This is a genomic window from Streptomyces sp. NPDC002888 (genome assembly GCF_042888465.1).
Lineage (GTDB): Bacteria > Actinomycetota > Actinomycetes > Streptomycetales > Streptomycetaceae > Streptomyces.
The window spans coordinates 139,114-160,945 of record NZ_JBIAPU010000002.1 but is presented as its reverse complement, the minus strand read 5'-3'; the positions used below and the strand labels follow the sequence as shown (position 1 = coordinate 160,945).

The following is a 21,832-nucleotide window of genomic DNA, read 5'->3' as shown; positions in this document are numbered from 1 at the left end:
ATCCTAGCCCGCACGGCGCGCGACGGCCGCAGCATTGCGGCCCTGCGCCGCAGGCCCAAGTGCACGGAGAGCACTCGGGATGGGGCCGAAGTGGCGAGCGAGCGATGCGCAAGAATGGCCGCATGGCTGACGGCGGGGATTTCTGGGACGGCCTGGCGGGGCGCATCGCGGCCTTCGATCGGAACAAGGTCGCACAGGCCGCCGACGCGGCAGAGGCGGAGCGGCGGCGGGTCGTGGAGGAATTCCCGCTGGCGACCTGGGCCGAGCTGCCCCTGGAGCGGTACGCACTGGGACAGGCGGCCTACCACTGGGGCCCGGCACCCTCCTTCTGCCGTCTGCTGGAGTACGGCACCAACACCGTCGGCAGCATCCGCGGCGGCAGCGCGGCAAAGCACATCGTGTACCAGCACCGAACCGGTGAGTGGCGGATCGTGCCAACCGCGTTGCGTGGACTCGGCGTACGCGAGGCGTGGGCGCAGGTGCGCGCCGAGTTCGTCGCCGCGTTCACGGCAGCGGCTGACGGCCTGTTCGACCGTATCGACGACCTCGAGTCGCTGTCGTACGGCCAGGCGCTGACCACCAAGGCGCTGGCGGTCTATTTCCCCGGCGACTTCATGCCGATCTTCTCCGCCTCTCACGTCCGGCACTTCACCGCGTTGCTGGGTGGCCGACCGCACCAGCAGTTCTCGGGCATACGAACCTGGCGCGCCAACCGTGAACTGCTCGCCCTTGTACAAGAGGTGCAGGCGTTCGAGGGCTGGCTCCCGCACGAGGTGATGGAGTTCCTTTACGCATTCCACGATCCCCGACCGAAGGACCGGGTGATCTGGAAGATCGCGCCGGGAGAGCGCGCCAGTCTCTGGGACGACTGCCTCGCGAACCGCCGGATCCGGATCGGCTGGGACGAGGTCGGCAGCCTCGGACAGTACGAGAGCGACCAGGAACTCAAGGAAGCGCTGAACCAGTACTGGCCGCACAGCGTGGGCGGAAATCTGCGGCTCGCCCGCCAGTTGATCGCGTTTCGCGACCTGGAGCCCGGCGATCTGATCGTGGCCAACCGGGGCAAGTCCGAAGTGCTGGCGGTGGGCACCGTCGCCGATGGCTATTCCTACGATGCGCGTACGGAGAGCCATCGGCACATCGTGGGAGTGGACTGGGACACGTCCTACGCCCAGGTCTTCGACTCTCCGCGGCACGCCTGGCAGCAGACTCTCGCCAAGGTTCCCGCCACGCTGTGGAGGGAGATCCGCAATCAGCGCAGAGCGGCAGCTGCCCTCACGGAAGTCGTTGAGCCGGGGGCCGCGACGGACGCCGAACTCCCCGATGCCGTACGCAAGGTGCGGGACCTGCTCGACCACAAGGGGCAGGTCGTGCTGCAGGGCCCGCCCGGCACCGGCAAGACGCGGTTGGCACTCAGCGTGGCGCTCGCCCTGGCGGGCCGCGGTGATCGGATCGACGCCGCACCGGAAGAACGGGCGTCGGCGCTGGCCGAGTTGTCGAAGGCGCCCGACGGCGCGGAAGCGGCGCGCCTCACCGTGGTGACCTTCCACCCGTCCTACGGGTACGAGGACTTCATCGAGGGCTTCAAGCCGGACGTGGCAGCGGCCGGTGCGGGGCTCCACCTGACGATGACGGACGGGTTGTTCCGCCGTGTCTGCGCAGCTGCCGAGGCAGCCCCCGACGAGACCTTCCTGATCGTCGTGGACGAGATCAACCGCGGTGATCTGCCGCGCATTCTGGGCGAGCTGATCACTCTCCTGGAACTCGACAAACGTGGCTCCGTCTCCGTCACCCTGCCCACCAGTGGCCGACAGCAGACCGTGCCTCGGAACGTGCGCATCATCGGCACCATGAATTCCGCCGACCGCAGCGTGGGGCACATCGACGCCGCGATCAGGCGCAGGTTCGCCTTCCTCGACGTACCACCGGATCTCGATGTGCTGGACGGTGAGGTCGAAGGACTCGGCCTCGCCGACTTCCTGGAGGGTCTGAACGCGAAGCTCGATGAAAGCTTCGGGCCGGATCATCTGCTCGGCCAGGCCTATCTGCTCGCCGGCGACCGGCCTCTGGTCACCGCCGAGCAGCTCTCCCATGCCTTCCACCACGAGATCGTGCCGCTCGTGTCGGACTACTGCCTGGGCCGGACCGATCTGCTGCGCAATGTGCTCGGCAAGCTGGTCGACGACCGGACCGGTCGGGTCGTGCAGACCAATCCGCAGGACCTGCCGGGCATGCTGGCCGACGAGTTCGCGGGTACGGAATCCGTGGGCGAGGAGCGCACGGGCGACGCGGGAACGGCCCGCTGGGACGGGGAGTAGGCGCGTGCCCCGGATCACCGACCGGCACGAAGTGATCCTCAGGGAGTACGAGTCCGTCGCCGTTCCGCGCTCCAGGCTGCACGGGGGCGACCTCGACACACTTCGTTCCGGCACGGCCGTTCACGTGGCCGAAACCCGCGACGGCTACGTCCTCAAGGCGCGGACCTCTACGGGCGTGCTCCAACTCGACCGGATACGGCTGGTCCTGCGCCCCAAGTTCCCGATACCCGGGAAACGGCTGATCGACTGGCTCTGCTACGCCAACGGCCGGCACGAGCCCGACGAGACCCTGCGCAACTGGCCCATCGGCCAGGACGGATACGCCGGGCTGGTGCCCGCCGCCCTGCTCCACGAATGCCGCCTGCTGCTGCGCCGCGGCCTGCGCAGAGACTACGTACGCCGCCCGCGGGTCGACACGGCCCTGCGCGGCCGGCTCGACGTGGAGGCGCAGGCGACCCGGTGCTACGGCGCGGTCGACCGACTCCATCTGCAGACCTTCGAGTACGAGAACGGCGGCTGGGAGAACCTGGTGTGCGGAGCCGCGCTCTCCGTCGCCGCCCACCGGTCCACCGACCCGCAACAGACCCGGTGGCTCCTCGACACCGCAGCGCGGTTCCCCTCACCGCGCCGGCCGCTGGATGCGGTCTCCTTGCTCGCGCGAGGGCAGTACACACGGTTGAACGCCCACTACCGGGCCGCTCATGCCTGGGCTCGGATGGTGCTCGGCGGCGGTGGCGTGCGGGACCTGCTGGATCCGTACGGCTTCGGAGCGAAGAGCCTGCTGCTCAATCTGGACGTTCTGTGGGAGAACGTCGTCCGCCGGATGGCGCTCGACGCGGCCGTGGCTTCGGGCGGCAGAGGGGCGGGACTGAACGAGGGGGCGATCCGCACCTACGGAGGGCTGACGGCCACCACCCCGCCGTTCAAGCCCGACGTGCTGCTGGCCTTCCCTCCGCGGGCCGGGGGGTCGGCCGCGCCTCGCTTCCTCGCCGTGGACGCGAAGTACAAGAACTACGGGGCGAGGAACGTCTCCTCCGCCGACCGTCACCAACTCCTCACCTACATCGCCGGCTACACCGACCCGGAGCACCCGCTCGCCCTCGTGGTCCATCCCGCACCGGACGGTTCACCCACCGAGCGCGACCTGCGCATCGAGGGACCGCACGGCCGCCTGGGGCTGATCAAGGTGCTGGGCCTCGACACCCACGCCGTCCCCTGGGACGCCGCCGCACCACTGCGCGGAGCGATCTCCGCATTCGCCGCTTCCACCGCCCCGCCGTGACGGGGAGCGGTGAGTGCGCTCGTCGTATGCCCGGCCGCGACTGCCGCGCCTTTTGCCTGCAGCGGGATTGACCCCCGCCTTCCCGGCCCGTACGTTCCCCGGAAGTAAACGGTTACTACCCAAATTCTGTGCGCCCCCTGAAGGACATGAAGGAGAGGTCCCTTCACGATGAGAGCTGCAGGAGAGCAGGCGGAGCCGACGCTGTCGCGCCGCGGAATACTCAAGGGTGTGGCCACCACCGCCGGGTTGGCAGTGGTGGGGCTCGGTGCCACGGGACCGGCCCACGCGGCGGATGCACCCGCCCTCGCGGGAGACGCCCAGGTCAGTGCTACCGCGCGCATGGGCGGTTCGTCCATCACCATGTCGGTGGCGAACGGCACGCTCCAGTGGTCCGCCCGGCGCGACGGCCGGACCGTGATCGAGACCTCGGCCCTGGGGCTCAGGCTGGGCGACGGAACCGTCCTCGGCAGCGACGTGACGGTGACCCGGAACGGACGCTGCACCGTTCACGACACCTGGTCCCCGGTGTACGGGCGCAACGCCATCGTCACCGACCACTACCAGGAGCAACGCTGGGAGCTGCGGGACACCGTCTCGGGCACCCGTTTCGGTGTCCAGATCCGCGCCTACAAGACCGGCGTCGCCCTCCGCTACGTCCTGCTCGGCGAAGGCACCGCCACCATCGCCGACGAGCTGACGACGTTCGCCTTCCCCGACAACACCACCGTCTACAGCGCCCGCGACGAGGACGCCTACCTCCCGGTCGCACCCGAGGCGATCCCGTCCACCGGGACGTCGACCACGGACCAGGGCCCGCTGACCGACCTGCCGCTGACCGCCGACCTCTCGGGCGGACTCATCGCCTGCGTCTGCGAGTCCTCCCGCCTGAACTTCCCCCGCCTGATGCTCGGTTCGGTCCCCGGGCAGCCGGGCGCCCTCTCTGCCTTCCTGATGGAGCACACCGCCCGCGGCACCGGCCCGGTCGAGACGACCACCACGGTCGAGACACCGTTCGCCACGCCGTGGCGCGCGGTGGTGATCGGGTCCACGCACGCCGAACTGGTCGACCACGCCGAGCTGGTGCTCAACCTGGCCCCGCCGGTCGCCCTCTCCGACACCTCGTGGATCAAGCCGGGCAAGGTCTTCCGCTGCGAGCTCTCCACCGCCGCCGGCATCGCGGGCGCCGACTTCGCCGTGGCCCGCGGCATCGACTACATCGAGTACGACGCCGGCTGGTACGGCCCCGAGTTCACCACCGTCGACGCGACGACCCCGATCGCCGCCATCGACATGCCGTCGGTCATCTCGTACGCCACCGGCAAGGGCATCGGCGTCTTCCTCTACGTCAACCGGCTCGCGCTGTCCGACGCGGACTCCCTGTTCGGCCTCTACAAGGGCTGGGGCGTCGCGGGCATGAAGCTCGGCTTCATCAACGACGGCACCCAGGCGATGACCGACCAGATCACCGAGTGGGCCCGCACGGCCGCCAAGTACGAGCTTCTGATCGACATGCACGACGACGTACGGCCCTTCGGCTACGAGCGCACGTACCCGAACTACATCAGCCTGGAAGGCGTGCGGGGCAACGAGCAGTTCCCGACCGCCACCCACAACGTGACGCTGCCGTTCGCCCGCAACATCGGCGGCCCGCTGGACTACACCATCTGCTACGGGCAGTCGCGCAACAAGACGACCAACGCGCACCAGATGGCGATGGCCGCCGTGTACTACCAGCCCCTCAACTTCCTTTTCTGGTACGACAAGCCGTCCAAGTACGCCAACACCGCGGGCTGGCCCGGACTGCCCTGGTTCAACGCCGTCCCCACCACCTGGGACGAGAGCAGGACCCTGGCCGGGTCGATCGGCGAGTACGTGGCCGTCGCCCGCCGGAGCGGTTCCACCTGGTACCTCGGGGCCATGACCAACGAGGCGGCCCGGACGCTGTCGCTGCCGCTGTCGTTCCTGGACAGCGGCACCTACACGGCGACTGTCCACGCCGACGGCACGCCGGGCGACAGCCCGTACCGGACGCCGGTCGTGGTGAGCACCCAGACCGTCACGTCGGCGACCGTGCTGGACGTGGCCATGGCCGCCTCGGGCGGCCAGGCGATCATCCTCGAGCCGAGCTGACCCGACGTTCGAGCACGGGAACAAGTGAACCCCCAGGTCATTGACCTGGGGGTTCACTGTTGTCCACGCCGGTTCGGATCCAGTAGGTCCGACCGGCCCGAGTGTCCTCACGCGTGCGGATGGAGGACGACCTTGGTGTAGCCCTCGACACGCTTGTCGAACTTCTCGTACGCCGACGGCGCCTGGTCGAGGGGCAGTTCGTGCGAGACGACGAAGCTCGGCTGCGCACGTCCCTCGATGATCAGGTCACGCAGGTGCCGGTTGTAGCGCTTGACGTTGCACTGGCCGGTACCCAGACGCAGGCCCTTTTCGAACAGGCGTCCGATGGAGACCATCAGCATGCCCTTCTTGGCCGACTCGTCCGGTCCACCGGGGTCGCGCGGGACGTACAGGCCCGGGATACCCAGGGCACCTGTCGGCCGGACCGTCTCGACCAGCGAGTTCAGGACGGTCGCCGGCTCCTCGCGCTCCTCGCCGCGCGCCATGGCCTGGTAGCCGACGGCGTCGATGCCCTTGTCCGTGCCCTGACCGGCCGTCTGCTCCTTGATCTGCTCCACCGGGTTGCCCTCGGTGAAGTTGATCGGGATGGCGCCGATCTCCTGGGCCTTCTGCAGCCGCTCGGTCACCCGGTCGACCACGAAGACCTTGCTCGCGCCGCGCACCATCGCCGAGTAGGCGGCCATCAGCCCGACCGGGCCGCCACCGTAGACGGCGACGCTGTCACCGGGGCGCACGTCGGCCAGCTCGTTGCCGTGGTAGCCGGTGGGGAAGATGTCCGCGAGAAGGACGAAGTCGGTCTCCTTCTCGGTGCCCTCCGGGAGCTTCAGGCAGTTGAAGTCGGCGTAGGGCACCCGTACGAACTCGGCCTGGCCACCCGTATAGGGGCCCATGGCGACGTAGCCGTACGCGCCGCCGGCGAACCCCGGGTTCACGGTCAGGCAGAAGCCCGTGAATCCGGCCGTACAGTTCTTGCAGAAGCCGCAGGCCACGTTGAAGGGCATGACGACCCGGTCGCCGCGGCTGAGGGACGTCACCCCCTCACCGGTCTGCTCGACGACGCCGAGGTTCTCGTGGCCGAAGACGATCCCCGGCTCGGCGGCGGTCCGGCCCTCATACATGTGCAGGTCGGAGCCGCATATGGCGGTGGACGTGACACGTACGATCACGTCGTTCGGGTGTTGGATCCTGGGGTCCTCCACTTGCTCGACCGCTACTTCGAACGGTCCCTTGTACACGACGGCCCTCATGGTCGAGCACCTCCACTCAACGCACTCACTCGGTCACGCATGGAAACGATGACTCCGGGGAGCTCTCTGCGTCCCTCGGGAAGGAGTCTCGATCCGCGCAGCTCGTCCAGCCTTTTGTGTGTTCCCTCACTGTCCAGACTGGTCCACGATGAGATGATTTGCATCTAGGGAATGCAAAGTTCCACTTGTGTGCAATGCGGAAAGGATCAGGAATCTTGACACGACGTCTCGGCGTGCTGCTCGTCCCGGTCTCCGGGCTGTCCGGCACCAGCTATCCGGTGGGGACCCAGGTGGCCATACGGGGCACCGGAGCGTCCGTCGACGGCTTCGTCGACGGCGACTGGCTGCCGCTCGCCTGGTGGGAATTCGCGGACACCCAGCCGGACGACACACCCCGCGTGTGACCTGAGAACCCGCGCGCTCCGGCCCGCTCGGGGGATCAGGCCTGCCCCGCCTGGCACCGCGGGCACCACACCGTGCCGCGGCCCCCCACACGGGAGCGGCGCAGATGGCTGCCGCAGCGGGGGCAGGTCGGGTCGGGGTCGTCGCGGTGACCGGTGAGCCACGCGTCGCGCGGCGGGACGCATCCGGCGGTGACCGCGGAACGCAGTGTGCGGCGCATCTGGGTGTACAGGCGGCGACGGTCGGCCCCGGTGAGATCGCTCGCCCGGCCGGTGGGGCGCAGCCGGGCCCGCCACAGGATCTCGTCGGCCAGCAGATTGCCGAGTCCGGCCAGGACGGACTGATCGGTGAGGACGGTCTTGACACCGCCGCGGCGGGCGGAGAGCGCGGCCTCGAACTCCTCGCGGTCCACGGCCAGCGCATCGGGACCCTGGCGGTCCAGCAGCCGCGCCGCCTCGGCGTCGTCGTGGGCCAGCCAGAGGCCCTGGAGCTTGCGCTGGTCGCGGTAGCGGAGCTGCCGGTCGGCGCCCACCGTGAACAGGACGCGGTCGTGGGGTGCGTAATCGTCGTCGGGGCGGGCGCAGACCAGTTGGCCGGTCATGCCGAAGTGCAGCATGAGGGTGGGGCCGCCGGTGCGGGCGAGCAGCCACTTCCCGCGCCGCTCCGGCTCGGTGAAACGCCGGCCCTCCAGAGCTTCCCGCAGCCGCCGCGCGCTCACCCCGTGCAGTACGCCGGCGTCGCGCACGTCGACCCGTCGGATGACCCTGCCCCGCGCACAGGACGTGAGCACCTTCCGGAATCCCTCGACGTCCGGCAGCTCAGGCATGCGGTACGTCCTCTCACGGGCCGCGGCCCCTCAAACCATGGTGACTCCCGGGCAGCGACGACGCAGTACGCGCCTCAAGGCCCACGCCCACGAGCGCCGTCGCACCGCGCCGTCAGCTGGTGAAGTCGTGGTCGCGGGTCTCCGGGAGGGCCAGCAGGCACAGGAGGCTCAGCAGGCAGAGGGCGCCGCTGTAGAAGCCGAGGACGAGCGGTGACTCCCAGTGACTGTTCAGCCAGGTGGCGACCAGTGGAGCGAAGCCGCCGCCGAGGGTGTTGGCGAGGATGAAGGCCGCGGAGGCGCCGGTGTAGCGCAGGCGGGCCGGGAAGAGTTCGGGGAGGAAGGCCGCCACCGGGGAGAACATCAGCGCGAGCAGCATGAGGCCGATCGTGTAGGCGCCGGTGATCACCCAGATGTCGCGTGAGCTCAGCGAGGCGTACATGGGGATCGCCCAGACCACGCAGCCGACGGCTCCGGTCAGCATCACCGGGCGGCGGCCGATCCGGTCCGCGAGCCTGGCGACGGGCAGGGTGATGGCGATTCCGGCCGCCGCGCCGACGCTCGCCGCGGTCAGCATCGTGTTCTGCGGGATGCCGAGTTCCTTCGGCCCGTACGACAGGCTGTAGACGATCGTCAGGTAGTAGACGGCCGAGCCGCCCATCGCCGCTCCGACGCCGAGGAGCAGCCGGCCGGGGTACCGGGTCAGGAGCGCACCGAGCGGGAAGCGGGGGACGGACGCCGGCGCCTTCGGTCTCGCGCCCACCGCCTGCGCCTGTGGCGTGCCGCCCGCCGCCTGCGTCTGCGTCGTGCCGCCCGTCGCCGACGTGAACACCGGGGACTCGGAGACCGTCGACCGCACCCACAGGCCGACCACGACCAGCACGGTGCTGAGCAGGAACGGGATGCGCCAGGCCCAGTCCGTGAAGGCGTCCCGGCCCGCGAGGTTCAGGGTCGGCAGGATGACCGCGCTGGACAGCAGGAAGCCGAGCGAGGGGCCGGCCTGCGGGATGGACGCGAACAGCGCGCGGCGTCCGGGCGGCGCGTGCTCCGCGGCGAGCAGCACCGCCCCGCCCCACTCGCCGCCCATGCTCACGCCCTGCAGCAGACGGAGCGTCACCAGCAGTACGGGGGCGAGGAGTCCGGCGGTCTCGTAGGTCGGAAGCAGACCCACGCCGACCGTCGCCACGCCCATCAGCAGGAGGGAGACCACCAGCGCCCGGCGGCGGCCGAGACGGTCACCGATCGTCCCGAACAGCGCGACGCCCAGGGGACGGGAGAGGAAGGCCGCGGCGAAGGTGAGGAACGCGGCCAGGGAGGAGACGGTGGCGTTGCCGGAGGGGAAGAAGGCGGGTCCGAGGACCAGCGCGCTGGCGGTGCCGTACACCGCGAAGTCGTAGTACTCGATCGTCGTGCCGACCAGGCTCGCGACGGCGATCCGCGACGCCGCCGGCGGTGGTGGTGCTGACACGGCCGGTCCGGGGCCGACGATCTCGGGAACGGTCTTGAACGGTAATTCGGGCATGGGGAGTCACTTCCCGTACAGGCATGGGGAGGGGAGCGGTCTCGTCACCCTAAGCGCGGAAATTGAATTTCGACAAGGAAGCAGTCACGCAAAGAATAAGCACCCATTTACCCTCGGTAATGGTAACAAAGCGTCAGATGCGAATACCTCGCCATTTGCCGCCCAACAACCCACGAACAGCACCCTTCGACGGCGTCAACCCAGCCATACCTGTCGAATCGCTGTCAATATTCATACCGGGGGCAGCATAAAAATTTAGCGGTGATGACGCCTTGCCAACGGTCGATCACGCACGAAAAGCTGAAGCGGAACTGAACTTGAAAGTTCTACGACCATCGTTTTTCGGACATGGAGACCGCGACAGGAAAGGCGCCTTACCCATGCTGAAAACTGGCAAGCTATTACGCTTGAGAAGACTTTCACTGGCGGGTGACGGCCGATATCTCCTCGTCCCGCTCGACCACAGCGTTTCCGACGGCCCGATCGTCCCCGCCGGCAAGTGGGACGACCTGTTGCGCGCCCTGGTGGACGGCGGGGCCGACGGGATCATCGTCCACAAGGGACGCGCCCGCGCCTTCGCTCCGGACATCCTCAAGAGCTGCGCGCTGGTGGTGCACCTGAGCGCCAGCACCGCCTGCTCCGGTGACGTGCACGCCAAGGTGCTGGTCGCCGATGTCGAGGAGGCGCTGAGACTCGGCGCGGACGCGGTCAGCGTGCACGTGAACATCGGCTCGGACACCGAGGCCCAGCAGCTCGCCGACCTGGGGGCGGTGGCCCGCTCCTGCGACGCGTGGGGCATGCCGCTGATCGCGATGATCTACCCCCGGGGCCCCCGGATCGAGGATCCGCGCGACCCCGCCCTCCTCGCCCATCTGACCAATGTCGCCGCCGACCTGGGCGCGGACCTGGTGAAGACCTCCGTAGCGCTGCCGCTGGACCGGATGGCCGAGGTGGTGGCGGGCAGTCCCATCCCCGTCCTCGCCGCCGGCGGTCCGCCGGACGGCTCCGACCTCGTCGAGTACGGCACCGCGGTCATGGCCACCGGCTGCCGGGGGCTGGCCATCGGCCGCAGGATCTTCTCGTCCCCCTCCCCCGCCCCGCTGGTGTCCCGGCTCTGGTCGGTCGTGCACGGCGGCGACGAGCCCTCGAATGACATGAGCATGGCTAGCAGCACGACTACCGGCACGCCCAACTACTCGACAATCGTGGCAGGAGTCGCATGAGGTTCGCGTGGATCGATCTCCGGGGAGTCCCCAAGCCGCAGCTCCAGGCGGTGGTGGACGCGGCCGTGCACACCCGGATGGCAGGAGTGCTGGCCATCGATGCCGGGTTGCTCGGGTCACTGCCGCCGACCGTCACGCGGGTGCTGGTCACCGACCCCGCGAAGAAGCCCGGTGCCAAGGAGGCGAAGGGCGCGGAGGGGAAAGGCACGGCGGGGAAGGGTACGGAAGGCAAGGCCACGGAGGCCAAGCCCGCCACCGACGACTCGTCCTCCGCCGGCACCGGAGTCGACGTCCTGCTGCGCACGTTCTCCACCCAGGACGAGCTGGACGCCCTGGCCGCCCTCCACCGCGCCGCCGGCACCGGCACGCCCGTCGCCGGCTTCGTCGACGTGCGGGACGACCGCACCCTGCACCTGTCGTGCGCGGGCGCGATGGCGCTGCCGTACACCGTCATCCACTTCGCCGATCCGACCAAGATCCCGCTGGAGATCGTGCTCGCCGCGGCCGAGTCCGCCGAGGGCAAGCTGGTGACCGTCGTCGGCGACTTGGAGGAGGCCGCGATCGTCTTCGACGTCCTCGAACGCGGCTCGGACGGCATCCTGTTCACACCCCGCAGCGCCGACGACGTGTTCGCGCTGGCCCGGCTGCTGGAGGCCACCACACCCCAGCTGACGCTGTCCACGCTGACCGTGGAGAGCATCCGGCACGTCGGGCTCGGCGACCGGGTCTGCGTCGACACCTGCTCCCACTTCGAGGAGGACGAGGGCATCCTCGTCGGCTCGTACTCCTCCGGGTTCGTGCTGTGCTGCAGCGAGACCCACCCCCTGCCGTACATGCCGACCAGGCCGTTCCGCGTCAACGCCGGCGCCCTGCACTCGTACACGCTCGGCCCCGACAACCGCACCAACTACCTGAGCGAGGTGGGCTCCGGCAGCGCCCTGCTGGCGGTCGGCGCCGACGGGCGCACCCGGCGGGTGGTGGTGGGCCGCGCCAAACTGGAGTCCCGGCCACTCCTGGAGATCCGCACCCACGCCGAGGACGGCCGACTGGTCAGCCTGACCGTGCAGGACGACTGGCACGTACGGGTGCTCGGCCCGGGCGGCAAGGTCCTCAACGTCACCGAACTGCAGACGGGCGACGAGTTGCTCGGCTACCTGGCGACGGACAAGCGCCATGTCGGCCTGCCCATCGGCGAGTTCTGCAAGGAGGTCTGAGACCTCATGGGCCAACGGGCAGCGGATACGACCGCGGATACGGCGGCGGGCACGGCAAGGGACACGGACGACGGGGCGTACTCCCTCGTCCAGCGACTCCTCGACGCGCAGGACGACCGTCTCCCCTATCTGACACACCGGCAGGAGACCGTGACTCGGGGCGAGTTGCGGGAGAGAGTCGCCAAGCAGGCCGCCGTCCTCGCCGGGCACGGCATCGGGCCGGGCAGCACCGTGGGGCTGCGGACACCCCCCAGCTTCACCCAGGTCGAGGTGCTGCTCGCGCTGTGGCGGCTCGACGCCCAGGTGCTGCTCTTCGACTACCGGCTCAAACCGGCCGAGGTGGCGGGGCTCTGCGCGACCTGCCGGCCACAGTTCATGATCAGCGCGGGGACCAACGTCCGGGCGACGTTCGGCTTCCGTTCCGAGTACGAGGTCGTCACCGAGCGCCCCGGTACCGGGCGGCCGGCCGCCACCGGGCACCGGCTGGTCCAGTTCAGCTCGGGCTCCACCGGGCGGCCGAAGGTGATCGGCAGGACCGCCCGGTCGCTCGCGGCGGAGGTGGACCGGTTCGCCGGGATCCCCGGCATGCCCGGCGAGGGCGACCGGCTGCTGCTGCTCAGCTCGACGGCACACAGCTTCGGCCTGATCGCCGGGCTGCTGCACTCGCTCGCCGCCGGTGTCTCCGTGGTCTTCGCCCCCCGGATCTCCGCCGGCGACCTCCTGCGGACCGCGGTCGAGCACCGGATCACCGCCCTGTTCGGGGTGCCCCTGCACTACGAACTGCTCGCCGCCGCCCTCGATCCCCCCACGCTGCCCGAACTACGGGTCGCGGTGTCCGGCGGCGAGCTGATGCCCCCGCGGGTCGCGGCACGGTTCGCCGAACGGTACGGCGTTCCCGTCGGCGAGTCCTACGGCACCACGGAGACCGGTGTGGTCGCCATGGACGCCGGCGGCACCCTGCGCCCGTCGGTCGGCCGGGCCGCTCCGGGTGTGGTGCTGCGGGAGCACCGGGGCGAACTGGACGTCGCCCTCGCGCAGTCGCCGTACCTCTTCGACTCGGGCGGCACCCAGTACGCGGACGGCTGGCTGCACACCCGCGACCGGGCCACGGTGGACGGCACCGGGGCCGTGCTGGTGCACGGCCGCGCGGACTCCGTCGTCGTGATCGGCGGCCTCAAGGTCGACCTCGTCGAGGTCGAGAACGTGCTCCGCGAGCATCCGGGGGTCGAGCAGGCGGTCCTGGTCCACGAGGACGTGACCGAGGCGTACGTCGCGGTGGCCGCCGGCGACGGCCGGCCGACCGCGGAGGAACTGCTGCGCTGGTGCCGGGAGCGGCTGGCCGACTACAAGCTGCCGCGCGTGATCCGGCTGCTGGAGACCCTGCCCCGCACGTCCAACGGGAAGCTGCTGCGCCAGGCGGCGGCACTGCAGGCGGCGGCGACGGACTGAACTTCCCTGCATGCACTCCCCTGCGTGCACTCCTCTGCATGAACTCCCCTGCATGCACTGTCGGCCTTTCACATGGAGATACTGATCATGAGTACGTCGACCCTGGAAGACGAGATCCGCGAGTTCGTCCTGACCGCGGTCATCGACGAGATGAACCTCCTGACGAGCCGCGACGGCATCACCGACGAGAGCCCGGTGACCGTCGGCGGGCTGGAGGTGGACTCGCTGAGCCTGATCGAGCTCACACTGCGGCTCGAGTCGCGGTTCGGCGTGGAGATACCGGACACCGACATCGAGCCCCTGGCCACCCTGACCCTCGGCGGACTCGTCGCCGACGTCGTCCGACGCGGTGCGAAGGCATGAGCGCGGAAGCGACGGCGCCCCTCACCACCGACACGGTCCGGGAGCTGCTGTCGGACCGGAAGATCTTCCCGGGGCTGCCGGACGACCTCGACGAGGACGCCGAACTCGTCCTGGACTCCCTCGGGTTGGTGTGGCTCCTGCACCTGGTGGAGGAGCGCTACGGCCTCGTCGTGAAGCCCAGCGACGAGGACATCTCCGGTTTGGTCTCGCTCCGGCGGCTCACGGACTACCTGCGGGCCGCGGAGCAGGGCCCGGCCGAGGGGGGCGGCCGCGATGAGCGGTGACGTCACGGTGACCGGATTCGGCGTACGCACCGCGTTCGGCACCGGGGCCGAGGCCCTACGGCGCGGGGTCTTCGCCGGAGTCCCCTCGTTCACGCCCACCACGAGGTTCGACACCGGCCCGTACCGTACGCCGATGGCGGCCGCCGCCCCCGACGGACCCGACGCGGTCGAGGACTGGGCCCTGCGCCCCGCGCTCGCCCGGTGCGGTGCGCAGGCCCTCGACATGGCGGGCTTGCGCCCGGGCGGCGAGGCGGCGGTTTTGCTCGGTATCGCCGGCGACCAGACCAGCGTCACGCGGTACTGGCGCGGCACAGGGGACTCCTCCCCGGCGGGGGCCGAGGACCGGGTCGCCGACGCCGTACCCGCGCGGCTCGCCGAGGTGCTGGCCGACGGGCTCGGGCTGAGCGGGCCGCGGCTGACCTTCACCAACGCCTGTGTCGCCTCCGCCGCCGCGATCATCCATGCCTGCCGGCTGATCTCCTCCGGGCGGACCGACGTGGCGGTCTGTGCGGGCGGCTACCTCGTGGAGGAGGAGACCTTCGGGAAGTTCGACTCCGGGCGGGCGCTGTCCCAGGACGGCATGGTGCGCCCGTTCAGCGCCGACCGCAGCGGACTGCTGCTGGGCGACGGGGTGGCGGTCGTCGTGCTCGAGTCCGCCGAGCACGCCCGGCACCGCGGTGCCCGGCCGCTGGCGTCCGTCGTCGGCTGGGGCGCGGCCACGGACGCCCACCACATCGCCCAGCCGCACCCCGAGGGCGCCGGTCTCGCCCACGCGACACGGCAGGCGATGCGGCTCGCCGGCGACCCGGACGGCACGACCCTCGGCTATGTCAACGCCCACGGCACCGGCACCCGCTACAACGACGGGGCCGAGACCCGCGGGCTGCGGGCCGCCTTCCCCGGGCGGGCGGAGTCGATCCCGGTCAGCTCCACCAAGAGCACCACCGGCCACCTCCTGGAGGCGGCGGGCGTCGTGGAGTTCGTGATCACTTTGCTGGCCCTGACGGACGGCGTACTCCCGCCGACCGCCGGGTTCACCGCACCGGACCCGGAGTGCGACCTCGACTACGTGCCGAACCGGCCGCGCCAGGCCGACCTGCGCCGGGCCCTCACCGTCAACGCCGCCTTCGGGGGCGCCAACACCGCACTCGTCCTGGAGCGGCCATGACGACCACCGGGAACGCATCGAACAAGGACAACCCCGAGAAGACGGTGCTGCGTTCCGCCCTCGGTGTCCTCGCCGCCGCCACCGCCACCCACGGCACCGGCCGGGACGACGACATCCCGCTGCCGAAGCTGCCCGGCTTCCTGTGGTCCGCCTTCAGTCCGCTGGCGTTCGAGGTGAGCAGCCGGTGCCTGACCGAGCGGCCCGATGGGGGCACCTCCCGCTCGAGCGAAGCCGAGAGTGGGGGAGGCTCCCGCACCGCTGTGGCGCTGGCGAGCCTGATGGGTGACACCACCACCGCGGACCTGGCCAGCCGGCGCATGGTGTCCGGGGAGGTCCACAACCCGATCCTGTTCATGCAGGCCACCCCCAACTCCGTACTGGGCCACATGAGCCGGGAGTTCGGGATCACCGGGCAGACGTTCAGCCTCTCCTCCCTCGACGACCCGGTGACCGAGCTGCTCGCCATGGCGGATCTGCTGCTGGAGGACCCGGAGCTGGACCGCGTCCTGGTGCTGGGCGTGGAGCTGGGCGGGAGCGAGCGGCTGGCCGCCGCGTACCGGGAACTGGCCGCCGACAGCGGCCGCCCGGTCCCGGAGCTCCCGGAGTCCGCCGGCCTCGCGGCGGCGGTGCTGCTCGGCCGCCCCGACGCCGGGGCACCGGTGACGGTCCGGTCGGCCGAGACGCCGTACGACACCGGTCACGGCGCGCCTGACACCCGTGACGGCGGCGCTGCCTGGCATCACGGAAGCATCCAGGGCCTGTTCGAGCTGGCCGCCACCCACCGGCGGCTGCTGCGGGACGGCGGCAGCCACCTCCTGGTGACAAAACCCCGGGCACGGCGCGGCCCCACCGCGTTCACCCTCACCGCCGGCCCGGACGCGACCGCGCGAGACCACGCCGCGAGGAACGAGACGGAGACCCATGCTCATCAGTAGGCAGGAGCGGGCACGGATCTGCTCCGACACCGAACTGGGCGCCGGCAACGTGCTGGAGCGCCTGCGGGCGTACGGCCGTCCGCTCGACGAACCCGTGCTGCGGACGGCCGGCGACTGGCGGGCGCCGGACGGCAGCCGCCCCGAGGTGCTGACGCTCGGCCGGCTGCGCGAGGCGGTCGAGACGTACGCGGGCCGGTACGCAGCCCAGGGGGTGCGGCCCCGCGATCCGGTCGCCGTCCACACCTCCTCCAGCGCCGAGTTCGCCGTGAACTTCCTGGCACTGACGTCCCTCGGCGCGATCCCGTCGTTCGTCAACGGCAACCTGGCGCCGGAGACCGCCCGGGAGTACGTACGCCGGCAGGGCGCGGTCGGCGCCTTCACGGACGAGGCGCACCAGGACGTGCTGTCCGGGCTCGGCTTCCGCGTCACCGCCGACGACATCCGGCCCGAGCACCGCGCGTCGCTGCCGCCGTCGTACCCGTACCGGCACGATGCCACCGACCCGGTGCTCATCTCGCACTCCTCCGGCACCACCGGAATGCCCAAGGGCGTGCCGCACACCCACCGCACGCTGATGTACGCGCAGTTGCACCGGCTGCGCTACTCCACCGGCACCGACATGGAGCGCACCCTGGTGGCGCTGCCGGGCGCGCACAACGCCATGGTCGCGACGCTGCTGTACTGCCTCCTCCTGCGCACCGACATCAAGCTGCTCTCCAGCCGGCGCGGCACCGACGTGCTCGACGCCGTCGAGGAGTTCCGGCCGACCACCGTGCTGGCCTTCGCCGGCACCTTCGGCGAGATGGCCGCCGAGGACCTGACACGCCGGGACCTGTCGAGCGTGCAGGCGTGGTTCAACACCGGGGACGCGGCGCACGAGGCGCACATCCGGGCGCTCGTCCGGCACGGGAGCCGCATCGAGATCCGCCGGGACCTCAGCCGAACGCATGTCGAGGGCTCGGTCTTCGTGGACGGGCTCGGCTCGTCGGAGGCCGGCTACTCCGTCTTCCACAACCGGCACACCAAGGACACCTCGGCCTACTCGCGCTGCGTCGGCAGGCCGATCGGCTTCGCCGAGGCCGCCGTGCTCGCCGAGGACGGCACCCCGCTGCCGCCCGGGCGGATCGGCCGCCTCGGCCTGAAGTCGCCGACGCTCACACCCGGTTACTGGAACGACTCGCTGACCTGGAACCGGATGCGGCTCGGCGGCTACTGGCTCACCGGCGACCTCGCCCACCAGGACGAGGACGGCAACTTCTACCACCTCGACCGGGCCCCGGACGCCATCCGCACCCGCGCCGGGATCGTCTTCAGCACCCGTACCGAGGAACTCCTGCTGGCCGAGCTGCCCGCGCTGGCCGACTGCACGGTGGTCGGGGTCGCCCCGGACGGCGTACGGGCCGACTGGGACGGCGACGGGGAGGCCGAGGCGTACGCACTGCTCCAACTCGCCGACGAAAAGGGCGAGGAGAGAGAGGGGAGAGAGGGGAGAGAGGACAGCAGCGAGGGTGACGAGGTGTGGACCGGGCGCGTCAACGGTGTTCTGGCGGCCGCGGGATTCCCGCCGGTGGCCCGCGCCCTGCGGATGAAGCCCGACGACGTGGCCAGGGGCGCCACCGGCAAGGTCCTCAAACGAGTGATGCGCGACAGGTTCGCCGCCAAGGAGCAGCAGGCATGAGCACGAGCAGCGACGCCGACGGCGTCAACCACCGCGCCCGGGCAGGTGAGGCGTACCGGCTGTGGTGGCAGCACGACGCCAACTGGTACCAGGGGGTGGCCGCGCGGTACGGGCAGGACGTCGCGAACGAGATCAACGCCGAGGCGCTGCGCAAGGTCGCCCTGCACGTGGGGCAGCGCGTCGGCCGCCTGTCCGGCCCGCTCCCCGACACCGGTGACACCCGCAAGGACCTGGAGGAACTGCGCCGCCGCTACGACGACTGCGGCGACCGGATGTTCCCGCCGGAACTGCGCAACGCCTCCACCGAGGTCGAGGACGACGACACCATCGTGCTCACGCTGAAGCGGAACTTCGCCATCACCATGGTGCGGATGGCCGGTTCGCTGGAGGGCTACCGCTGCCCGTGCACCGACATCCACGCGGGCTGGTCCGAGGGCCTCGGCGTGACCCTCGCGGAGAACAGGGCCGAGAGCTGCCTGCGCGACGGCGACACGGCGTGCCGCCTGCTGATGCGGGTCGCTCCGGGCAGAGGGGACTGAGCCGTGCGGGTACTGGTCGCCGGAGCCACCGGAGTGGTCGGACGTCCTCTGGTGGGCGCACTGCGGGCGCGGGGCCACGAGGTGAGCGCGCTGGTGCGGGAGGAGTCGCGGGCCCCGGAGGCGGACGAGGTCGTGGTCGCCGACGCCCTCGACCGTGAGGCCGTGCTGGCGGCGGTGACGACCGCCCGGCCCGAGGTGGTCGTCCACCAGCTGTCGGCGTTGCGCCTGCTGCGCGACGACCCGCCGGAAGCCTTCGCGCGGACCGCGCGGCTGCGCACCGAGGGCACCGCCCACCTGGTCGAGGCGGCCCGCGCGGCCGGTGCCCGGCGGCTGGTCGCGCAGTCCATCGCCTTCGCCGCCGCCCCGGCCGGGCCCTGGATCCTCGACGAGGACGCGCCGCTGTACGTGGACGCCCCGGACCCCGGCTGGGCCGCCACCGTACGGGCCGTCGCCGAGCTGGAGCGTCAGGTGACGGGCCGCGCCCTCGCGGGTCTGGTGCTGCGCTACGGCACCCTGTACGGCCCCGGCACCGCGTACGCCCGCACCGGCGGGACCGCACAGCGCGTGCTGGCCGGGAAGCTCCCGCTGCCCGAGGGCGGGGCCGGGATCACGTCGTTCCTGCATGTCGAGGACGCCGTCGGGGCGACCGTGGCCGCCGTCGAGTCGGAGGCCACCGGCAGCTTCCACATCACGGACGACGAGCCCGCCCCGGCCGCGCAGTGGCTGCCGCACTACGCCCGCACGCTCGGCGCCCCACCCCCGCGCACGATTCCGGCGGCCCTCACGCCCCGGCTGCTGGGCTGGTTCATGGCCCACCAACTGACCACGGCCCGCGGGGCGGCGGGCGACCGGGCCCGTACGACGCTGGGCTGGAAGCCGCTGCGGCCGAGCTGGCGCGACGGGCTGGGCCAGGAATGACGAGGGACAACGGGCACCCGACGAGCGTCGGCAACCGTGCCGAAGAGACAACCGCGCCCTCCCGGTCGTGGCCCGTCCTCCTGGTCGTCGTCTGCGCCCAGATGCTGATCTGGCTGGACACCTCGGTCCTCAACGTCGCGGTCACCACGCTGGCCGACCCGGCCGCGGGCCTCGGCGCGAGCCCCGCCGAACTGGAGTGGGTGGCGAGCGCCTACACCCTGGTCTTCGCCGGCACCCTCTTCGCGGGCGGCGCACTCGCCGACCGCTTCGGCCCGCGGACCACGCTCCTCGCCGGTCTGGCCCTGTTCGGCGCCGCCTCCGGCGCGGGCGCGTTCGCGGCAAGCCCGGCCTGGCTGATCGTGGCGCGCGCCTTCATGGGCGCGGGCAGCGCGCTGCTGATGCCCGCGACCCTGTCGGTCATCGTGCAGAGCACCCCGGAGGAGAAACGCACCCGGGCCATCGCGATCTGGAGCTCGTCCAGCGGTCTGGGCGTGGCCGTCGGCCCGGTCGTGGGCGGGGCGCTGCTCAGCCACTTCTGGTGGGGTTCGGTGTTCCTGGTCAACGTGCCGATCGTCGCCCTGTGCCTGGCGGGGGTGGTGGCCGTGGTGCCCGCGCTGAAGGGCCCCGCGCGCAGGGTGCTCGACCTGCCGGGTCTCGCGTGGTCGGTCCTCGGTCTCGGCGGTGTGGTCTACGGGATCATCGAGCTCGGCAGCGGACAGCGCTGGTACGGGGCACACGTCCTGCTGCCCCTCGTCCTGGGCGGCGCGCTGCTCACGGTCTTCGTGGCCGGTCAGCGCAGGTCCCCGGCGCCCAGCCTGGACCTGCGGCTCTTCCGGCAGCCCGGCTTCTCGGCCGGGAGCGTGGTGCTGCTGATCGCGTTCATGGCACTGGCCGGGCACCTCTACTACGCGGCGTTCTATCTCCAGGGGCCCCGCGGGCTCTCCCCCGCCGACGCCGGAACCGTGATGATCGCCGCCGCGGTCGGGATCGTCCTGGGCAGTCAGGCGTCCCCGGCGGTGAGCAGGCTGCTGTCGGCCCGGTGGACGGTCGCGGCCGGGGTCCTGGCCACGGCGGTCACGTACGTCGGCTACCTGTGGTTCGACGGAGGGACCCCGATCCCGGTCGTCGCCGCGCTGCTGTGGGTTCAGGGCTTCGGCATGGGCCTGGTCGGCACCCCGGTCACAGCCGTCATGATGAGCGCCGTGCCGGCGCGGCTCGCGGGCGCCGGATCGGCCGTCAACAGCGTCACCCGGCAGGTGGGCGGCACGCTCGGCGTGGCGATGGCCGGCTCGGTCCTCTCCGCCGTGTACCGGGACCGCATGGCGGACGCCGAACTGCCCACCGCCGCGCGGGGGCTGTCGCCCGACGCGGCGGAGCAGGCACGGTCCTCGGCCGAGGCGGCCCGCTCGCTGGCCGCCTCGCTGCGACTGCCGGAGCTGGCGGCCACGGCCGACCGCGCCTTCCTCGACGCCATGTACGCGGCCACGTTCTGGACCGCCGTACTGGCCTTCGTCGGGTTCGTCGTGGCCGTCGTGGGGCTGCGGGTACGGGACGTCAACAGCGGAAAGGGAGGGAACGGCAGTGGTGGGGACGCGGGAACGGGCGGCGGCCCGGTCGGTCTTCGTGACCGGGGGGAACAGGGGGATCGGGCTGGCCATAGCCCGTCGCTTCGCGACGGCGGGAGACCGGGTCACGGTGACCTACCGCGGTGAGCGGCCACCCGCCGCCGACAACCTCCTCGCCGTACGGTGCGACGTGACGGACAGCCTGCAGGTGGACCGCGCCTTCGAGGAGGCCGAGGCGGCCCACGGCCCGGTCACCGTCCTGGTCGCGGGCGCGGGCGCCGCCAACGACCGGCTGCTGGCGCGGATGAGCGAGGAGGACTTCACCTCCGTCATCGACACCAACCTCACCGGGGCCTTCCGGGTCGCCCGGCGCGCGGTGCGCGGGATGCTCGGGGCAGGTCATGGCCGTATCGTCCTCATCTCCTCCACGGCGGCCCTGCACGGCGCCCCCGGGCAGACCAACTACGCGGCGGCGAAGGCGGGGCTGGTCGGTTTCGCCCGGTCGCTGACCCACGAACTCGGCCCCCGGGACATCACCTGCAACGTGGTGGCTCCCGGCCTGACCGAGACGGACATGAGCCGCGCACTCACCGACCAGCAGCGCCGGACCCTCCTCGACCGCACTCCGGCCGGCCGCCCGGCCCACCCCGACGAGGTCGCCGACGCGGTGGCATTCCTGGCCGGAGCCGGGTATGTGCGGGGCGCGGTGATTCCGGTGGACGGGGGCGCGGGGCTGGGGCATTGAGGGCGCGACAGATGAGAAAAAACTCAC

At 71.2% G+C, this 21,832-nt stretch carries 19 protein-coding genes; 16 read left to right on the top strand and 3 right to left on the bottom strand.

Annotated features, from left to right (window positions below):
- The first annotated feature begins 122 nt into the window (after nucleotides 1–122).
- From ACFYWX_RS03680 to ACFYWX_RS03670, 3 genes are all read left to right on the top strand, one after another.
- Nucleotides 123–2,318, top strand: coding sequence for an McrB family protein (locus ACFYWX_RS03680; RefSeq protein WP_389422314.1), 2,196 nt, complete (start codon nucleotides 123–125; stop codon nucleotides 2,316–2,318).
- Between the two features lie 4 nt (nucleotides 2,319–2,322).
- Nucleotides 2,323–3,600, top strand: a complete 1,278-nt coding sequence (locus ACFYWX_RS03675; protein WP_389422313.1) for a PE-PGRS family protein — start codon at nucleotides 2,323–2,325, stop codon at nucleotides 3,598–3,600.
- Nucleotides 3,601–3,768: 168 nt separating this feature from the next.
- Nucleotides 3,769–5,730, top strand: coding sequence for a glycoside hydrolase family 97 catalytic domain-containing protein (locus ACFYWX_RS03670; protein ID WP_389422312.1), 1,962 nt, complete (start codon nucleotides 3,769–3,771; stop codon nucleotides 5,728–5,730).
- Between the two features lie 107 nt (nucleotides 5,731–5,837).
- On the opposite strand, the gene ACFYWX_RS03665 is transcribed toward ACFYWX_RS03670, so the two are convergent.
- Nucleotides 5,838–6,977, bottom strand: coding sequence for a glutathione-independent formaldehyde dehydrogenase (locus ACFYWX_RS03665; protein WP_389422311.1), 1,140 nt, complete (start codon nucleotides 6,975–6,977; stop codon nucleotides 5,838–5,840).
- A gap of 212 nt (nucleotides 6,978–7,189) precedes the next feature.
- Between ACFYWX_RS03665 and ACFYWX_RS03660 the strand changes: the two genes are divergently transcribed.
- Entirely contained in the window at nucleotides 7,190–7,381 is a 192-nt protein-coding gene (locus ACFYWX_RS03660) for a hypothetical protein (protein ID WP_389422632.1), read from the top strand.
- A gap of 35 nt (nucleotides 7,382–7,416) precedes the next feature.
- Here ACFYWX_RS03660 and ACFYWX_RS03655 read toward each other — a convergent pair whose 3' ends face one another.
- Nucleotides 7,417–8,205, bottom strand: a complete 789-nt coding sequence (locus tag ACFYWX_RS03655) for an Fpg/Nei family DNA glycosylase (RefSeq protein WP_389422310.1) — start codon at nucleotides 8,203–8,205, stop codon at nucleotides 7,417–7,419.
- Between the two features lie 112 nt (nucleotides 8,206–8,317).
- Nucleotides 8,318–9,724 carry an MFS transporter gene (locus tag ACFYWX_RS03650; RefSeq protein ID WP_389422309.1) on the bottom strand — a complete coding sequence of 469 codons (1,407 nt, stop codon included), beginning with the start codon at nucleotides 9,722–9,724 and terminating at the stop codon, nucleotides 8,318–8,320.
- Nucleotides 9,725–10,104: 380 nt separating this feature from the next.
- Between ACFYWX_RS03650 and ACFYWX_RS03645 the strand changes: the two genes are divergently transcribed.
- The 12 genes from ACFYWX_RS03645 to ACFYWX_RS03590 all read left to right on the top strand — a co-directional run bounded on the left by ACFYWX_RS03645 (nucleotide 10,105) and on the right by ACFYWX_RS03590 (nucleotide 21,805).
- Nucleotides 10,105–10,947, top strand: coding sequence for a 2-amino-3,7-dideoxy-D-threo-hept-6-ulosonate synthase (locus ACFYWX_RS03645; protein ID WP_389422308.1), 843 nt, complete (start codon nucleotides 10,105–10,107; stop codon nucleotides 10,945–10,947).
- Entirely contained in the window at nucleotides 10,944–12,161 is a 1,218-nt protein-coding gene (locus ACFYWX_RS03640) for a 3-dehydroquinate synthase II family protein (RefSeq protein ID WP_389422307.1), read from the top strand. The genes ACFYWX_RS03645 and ACFYWX_RS03640 overlap by 4 nt, the downstream gene beginning before the upstream one ends.
- 6 nt (nucleotides 12,162–12,167) lie before the next feature.
- A complete protein-coding gene (locus tag ACFYWX_RS03635; protein WP_389422306.1) occupies nucleotides 12,168–13,610 on the top strand; it encodes a class I adenylate-forming enzyme family protein in 1,443 nt (480 codons plus the stop codon).
- A gap of 87 nt (nucleotides 13,611–13,697) precedes the next feature.
- Nucleotides 13,698–13,973 (top strand): acyl carrier protein, encoded by a 276-nt coding sequence (locus ACFYWX_RS03630; protein ID WP_389422305.1) that lies wholly within the window; start codon nucleotides 13,698–13,700, stop codon nucleotides 13,971–13,973.
- Complete coding sequence (locus ACFYWX_RS03625) at nucleotides 13,970–14,257, top strand: acyl carrier protein (protein WP_389422304.1); 288 nt, start codon at nucleotides 13,970–13,972, stop codon at nucleotides 14,255–14,257. Before ACFYWX_RS03630 ends, ACFYWX_RS03625 begins: the two co-directional genes overlap by 4 nt.
- Nucleotides 14,247–15,425 carry a beta-ketoacyl-[acyl-carrier-protein] synthase family protein gene (locus tag ACFYWX_RS03620; RefSeq protein WP_389422303.1) on the top strand — a complete coding sequence of 393 codons (1,179 nt, stop codon included), beginning with the start codon at nucleotides 14,247–14,249 and terminating at the stop codon, nucleotides 15,423–15,425. Before ACFYWX_RS03625 ends, ACFYWX_RS03620 begins: the two co-directional genes overlap by 11 nt.
- Complete coding sequence (locus ACFYWX_RS03615) at nucleotides 15,422–16,360, top strand: hypothetical protein (RefSeq protein WP_389422302.1); 939 nt, start codon at nucleotides 15,422–15,424, stop codon at nucleotides 16,358–16,360. Before ACFYWX_RS03620 ends, ACFYWX_RS03615 begins: the two co-directional genes overlap by 4 nt.
- Nucleotides 16,347–18,038 (top strand): class I adenylate-forming enzyme family protein, encoded by a 1,692-nt coding sequence (locus tag ACFYWX_RS03610; RefSeq protein ID WP_389422301.1) that lies wholly within the window; start codon nucleotides 16,347–16,349, stop codon nucleotides 18,036–18,038. The genes ACFYWX_RS03615 and ACFYWX_RS03610 overlap by 14 nt, the downstream gene beginning before the upstream one ends.
- Nucleotides 18,035–18,577, top strand: a complete 543-nt coding sequence (locus tag ACFYWX_RS03605; protein WP_389422300.1) for a hypothetical protein — start codon at nucleotides 18,035–18,037, stop codon at nucleotides 18,575–18,577. Before ACFYWX_RS03610 ends, ACFYWX_RS03605 begins: the two co-directional genes overlap by 4 nt.
- A 3-nt stretch (nucleotides 18,578–18,580) precedes the next feature.
- Nucleotides 18,581–19,495 carry an NAD-dependent epimerase/dehydratase family protein gene (locus ACFYWX_RS03600; protein ID WP_389422299.1) on the top strand — a complete coding sequence of 305 codons (915 nt, stop codon included), beginning with the start codon at nucleotides 18,581–18,583 and terminating at the stop codon, nucleotides 19,493–19,495.
- Complete coding sequence (locus tag ACFYWX_RS03595) at nucleotides 19,492–21,207, top strand: MFS transporter (protein WP_389422298.1); 1,716 nt, start codon at nucleotides 19,492–19,494, stop codon at nucleotides 21,205–21,207. The genes ACFYWX_RS03600 and ACFYWX_RS03595 overlap by 4 nt, the downstream gene beginning before the upstream one ends.
- Nucleotides 21,119–21,805 (top strand): SDR family oxidoreductase, encoded by a 687-nt coding sequence (locus tag ACFYWX_RS03590; RefSeq protein ID WP_389422297.1) that lies wholly within the window; start codon nucleotides 21,119–21,121, stop codon nucleotides 21,803–21,805. The genes ACFYWX_RS03595 and ACFYWX_RS03590 overlap by 89 nt, the downstream gene beginning before the upstream one ends.
- Nucleotides 21,806–21,832 lie beyond the last annotated feature (27 nt).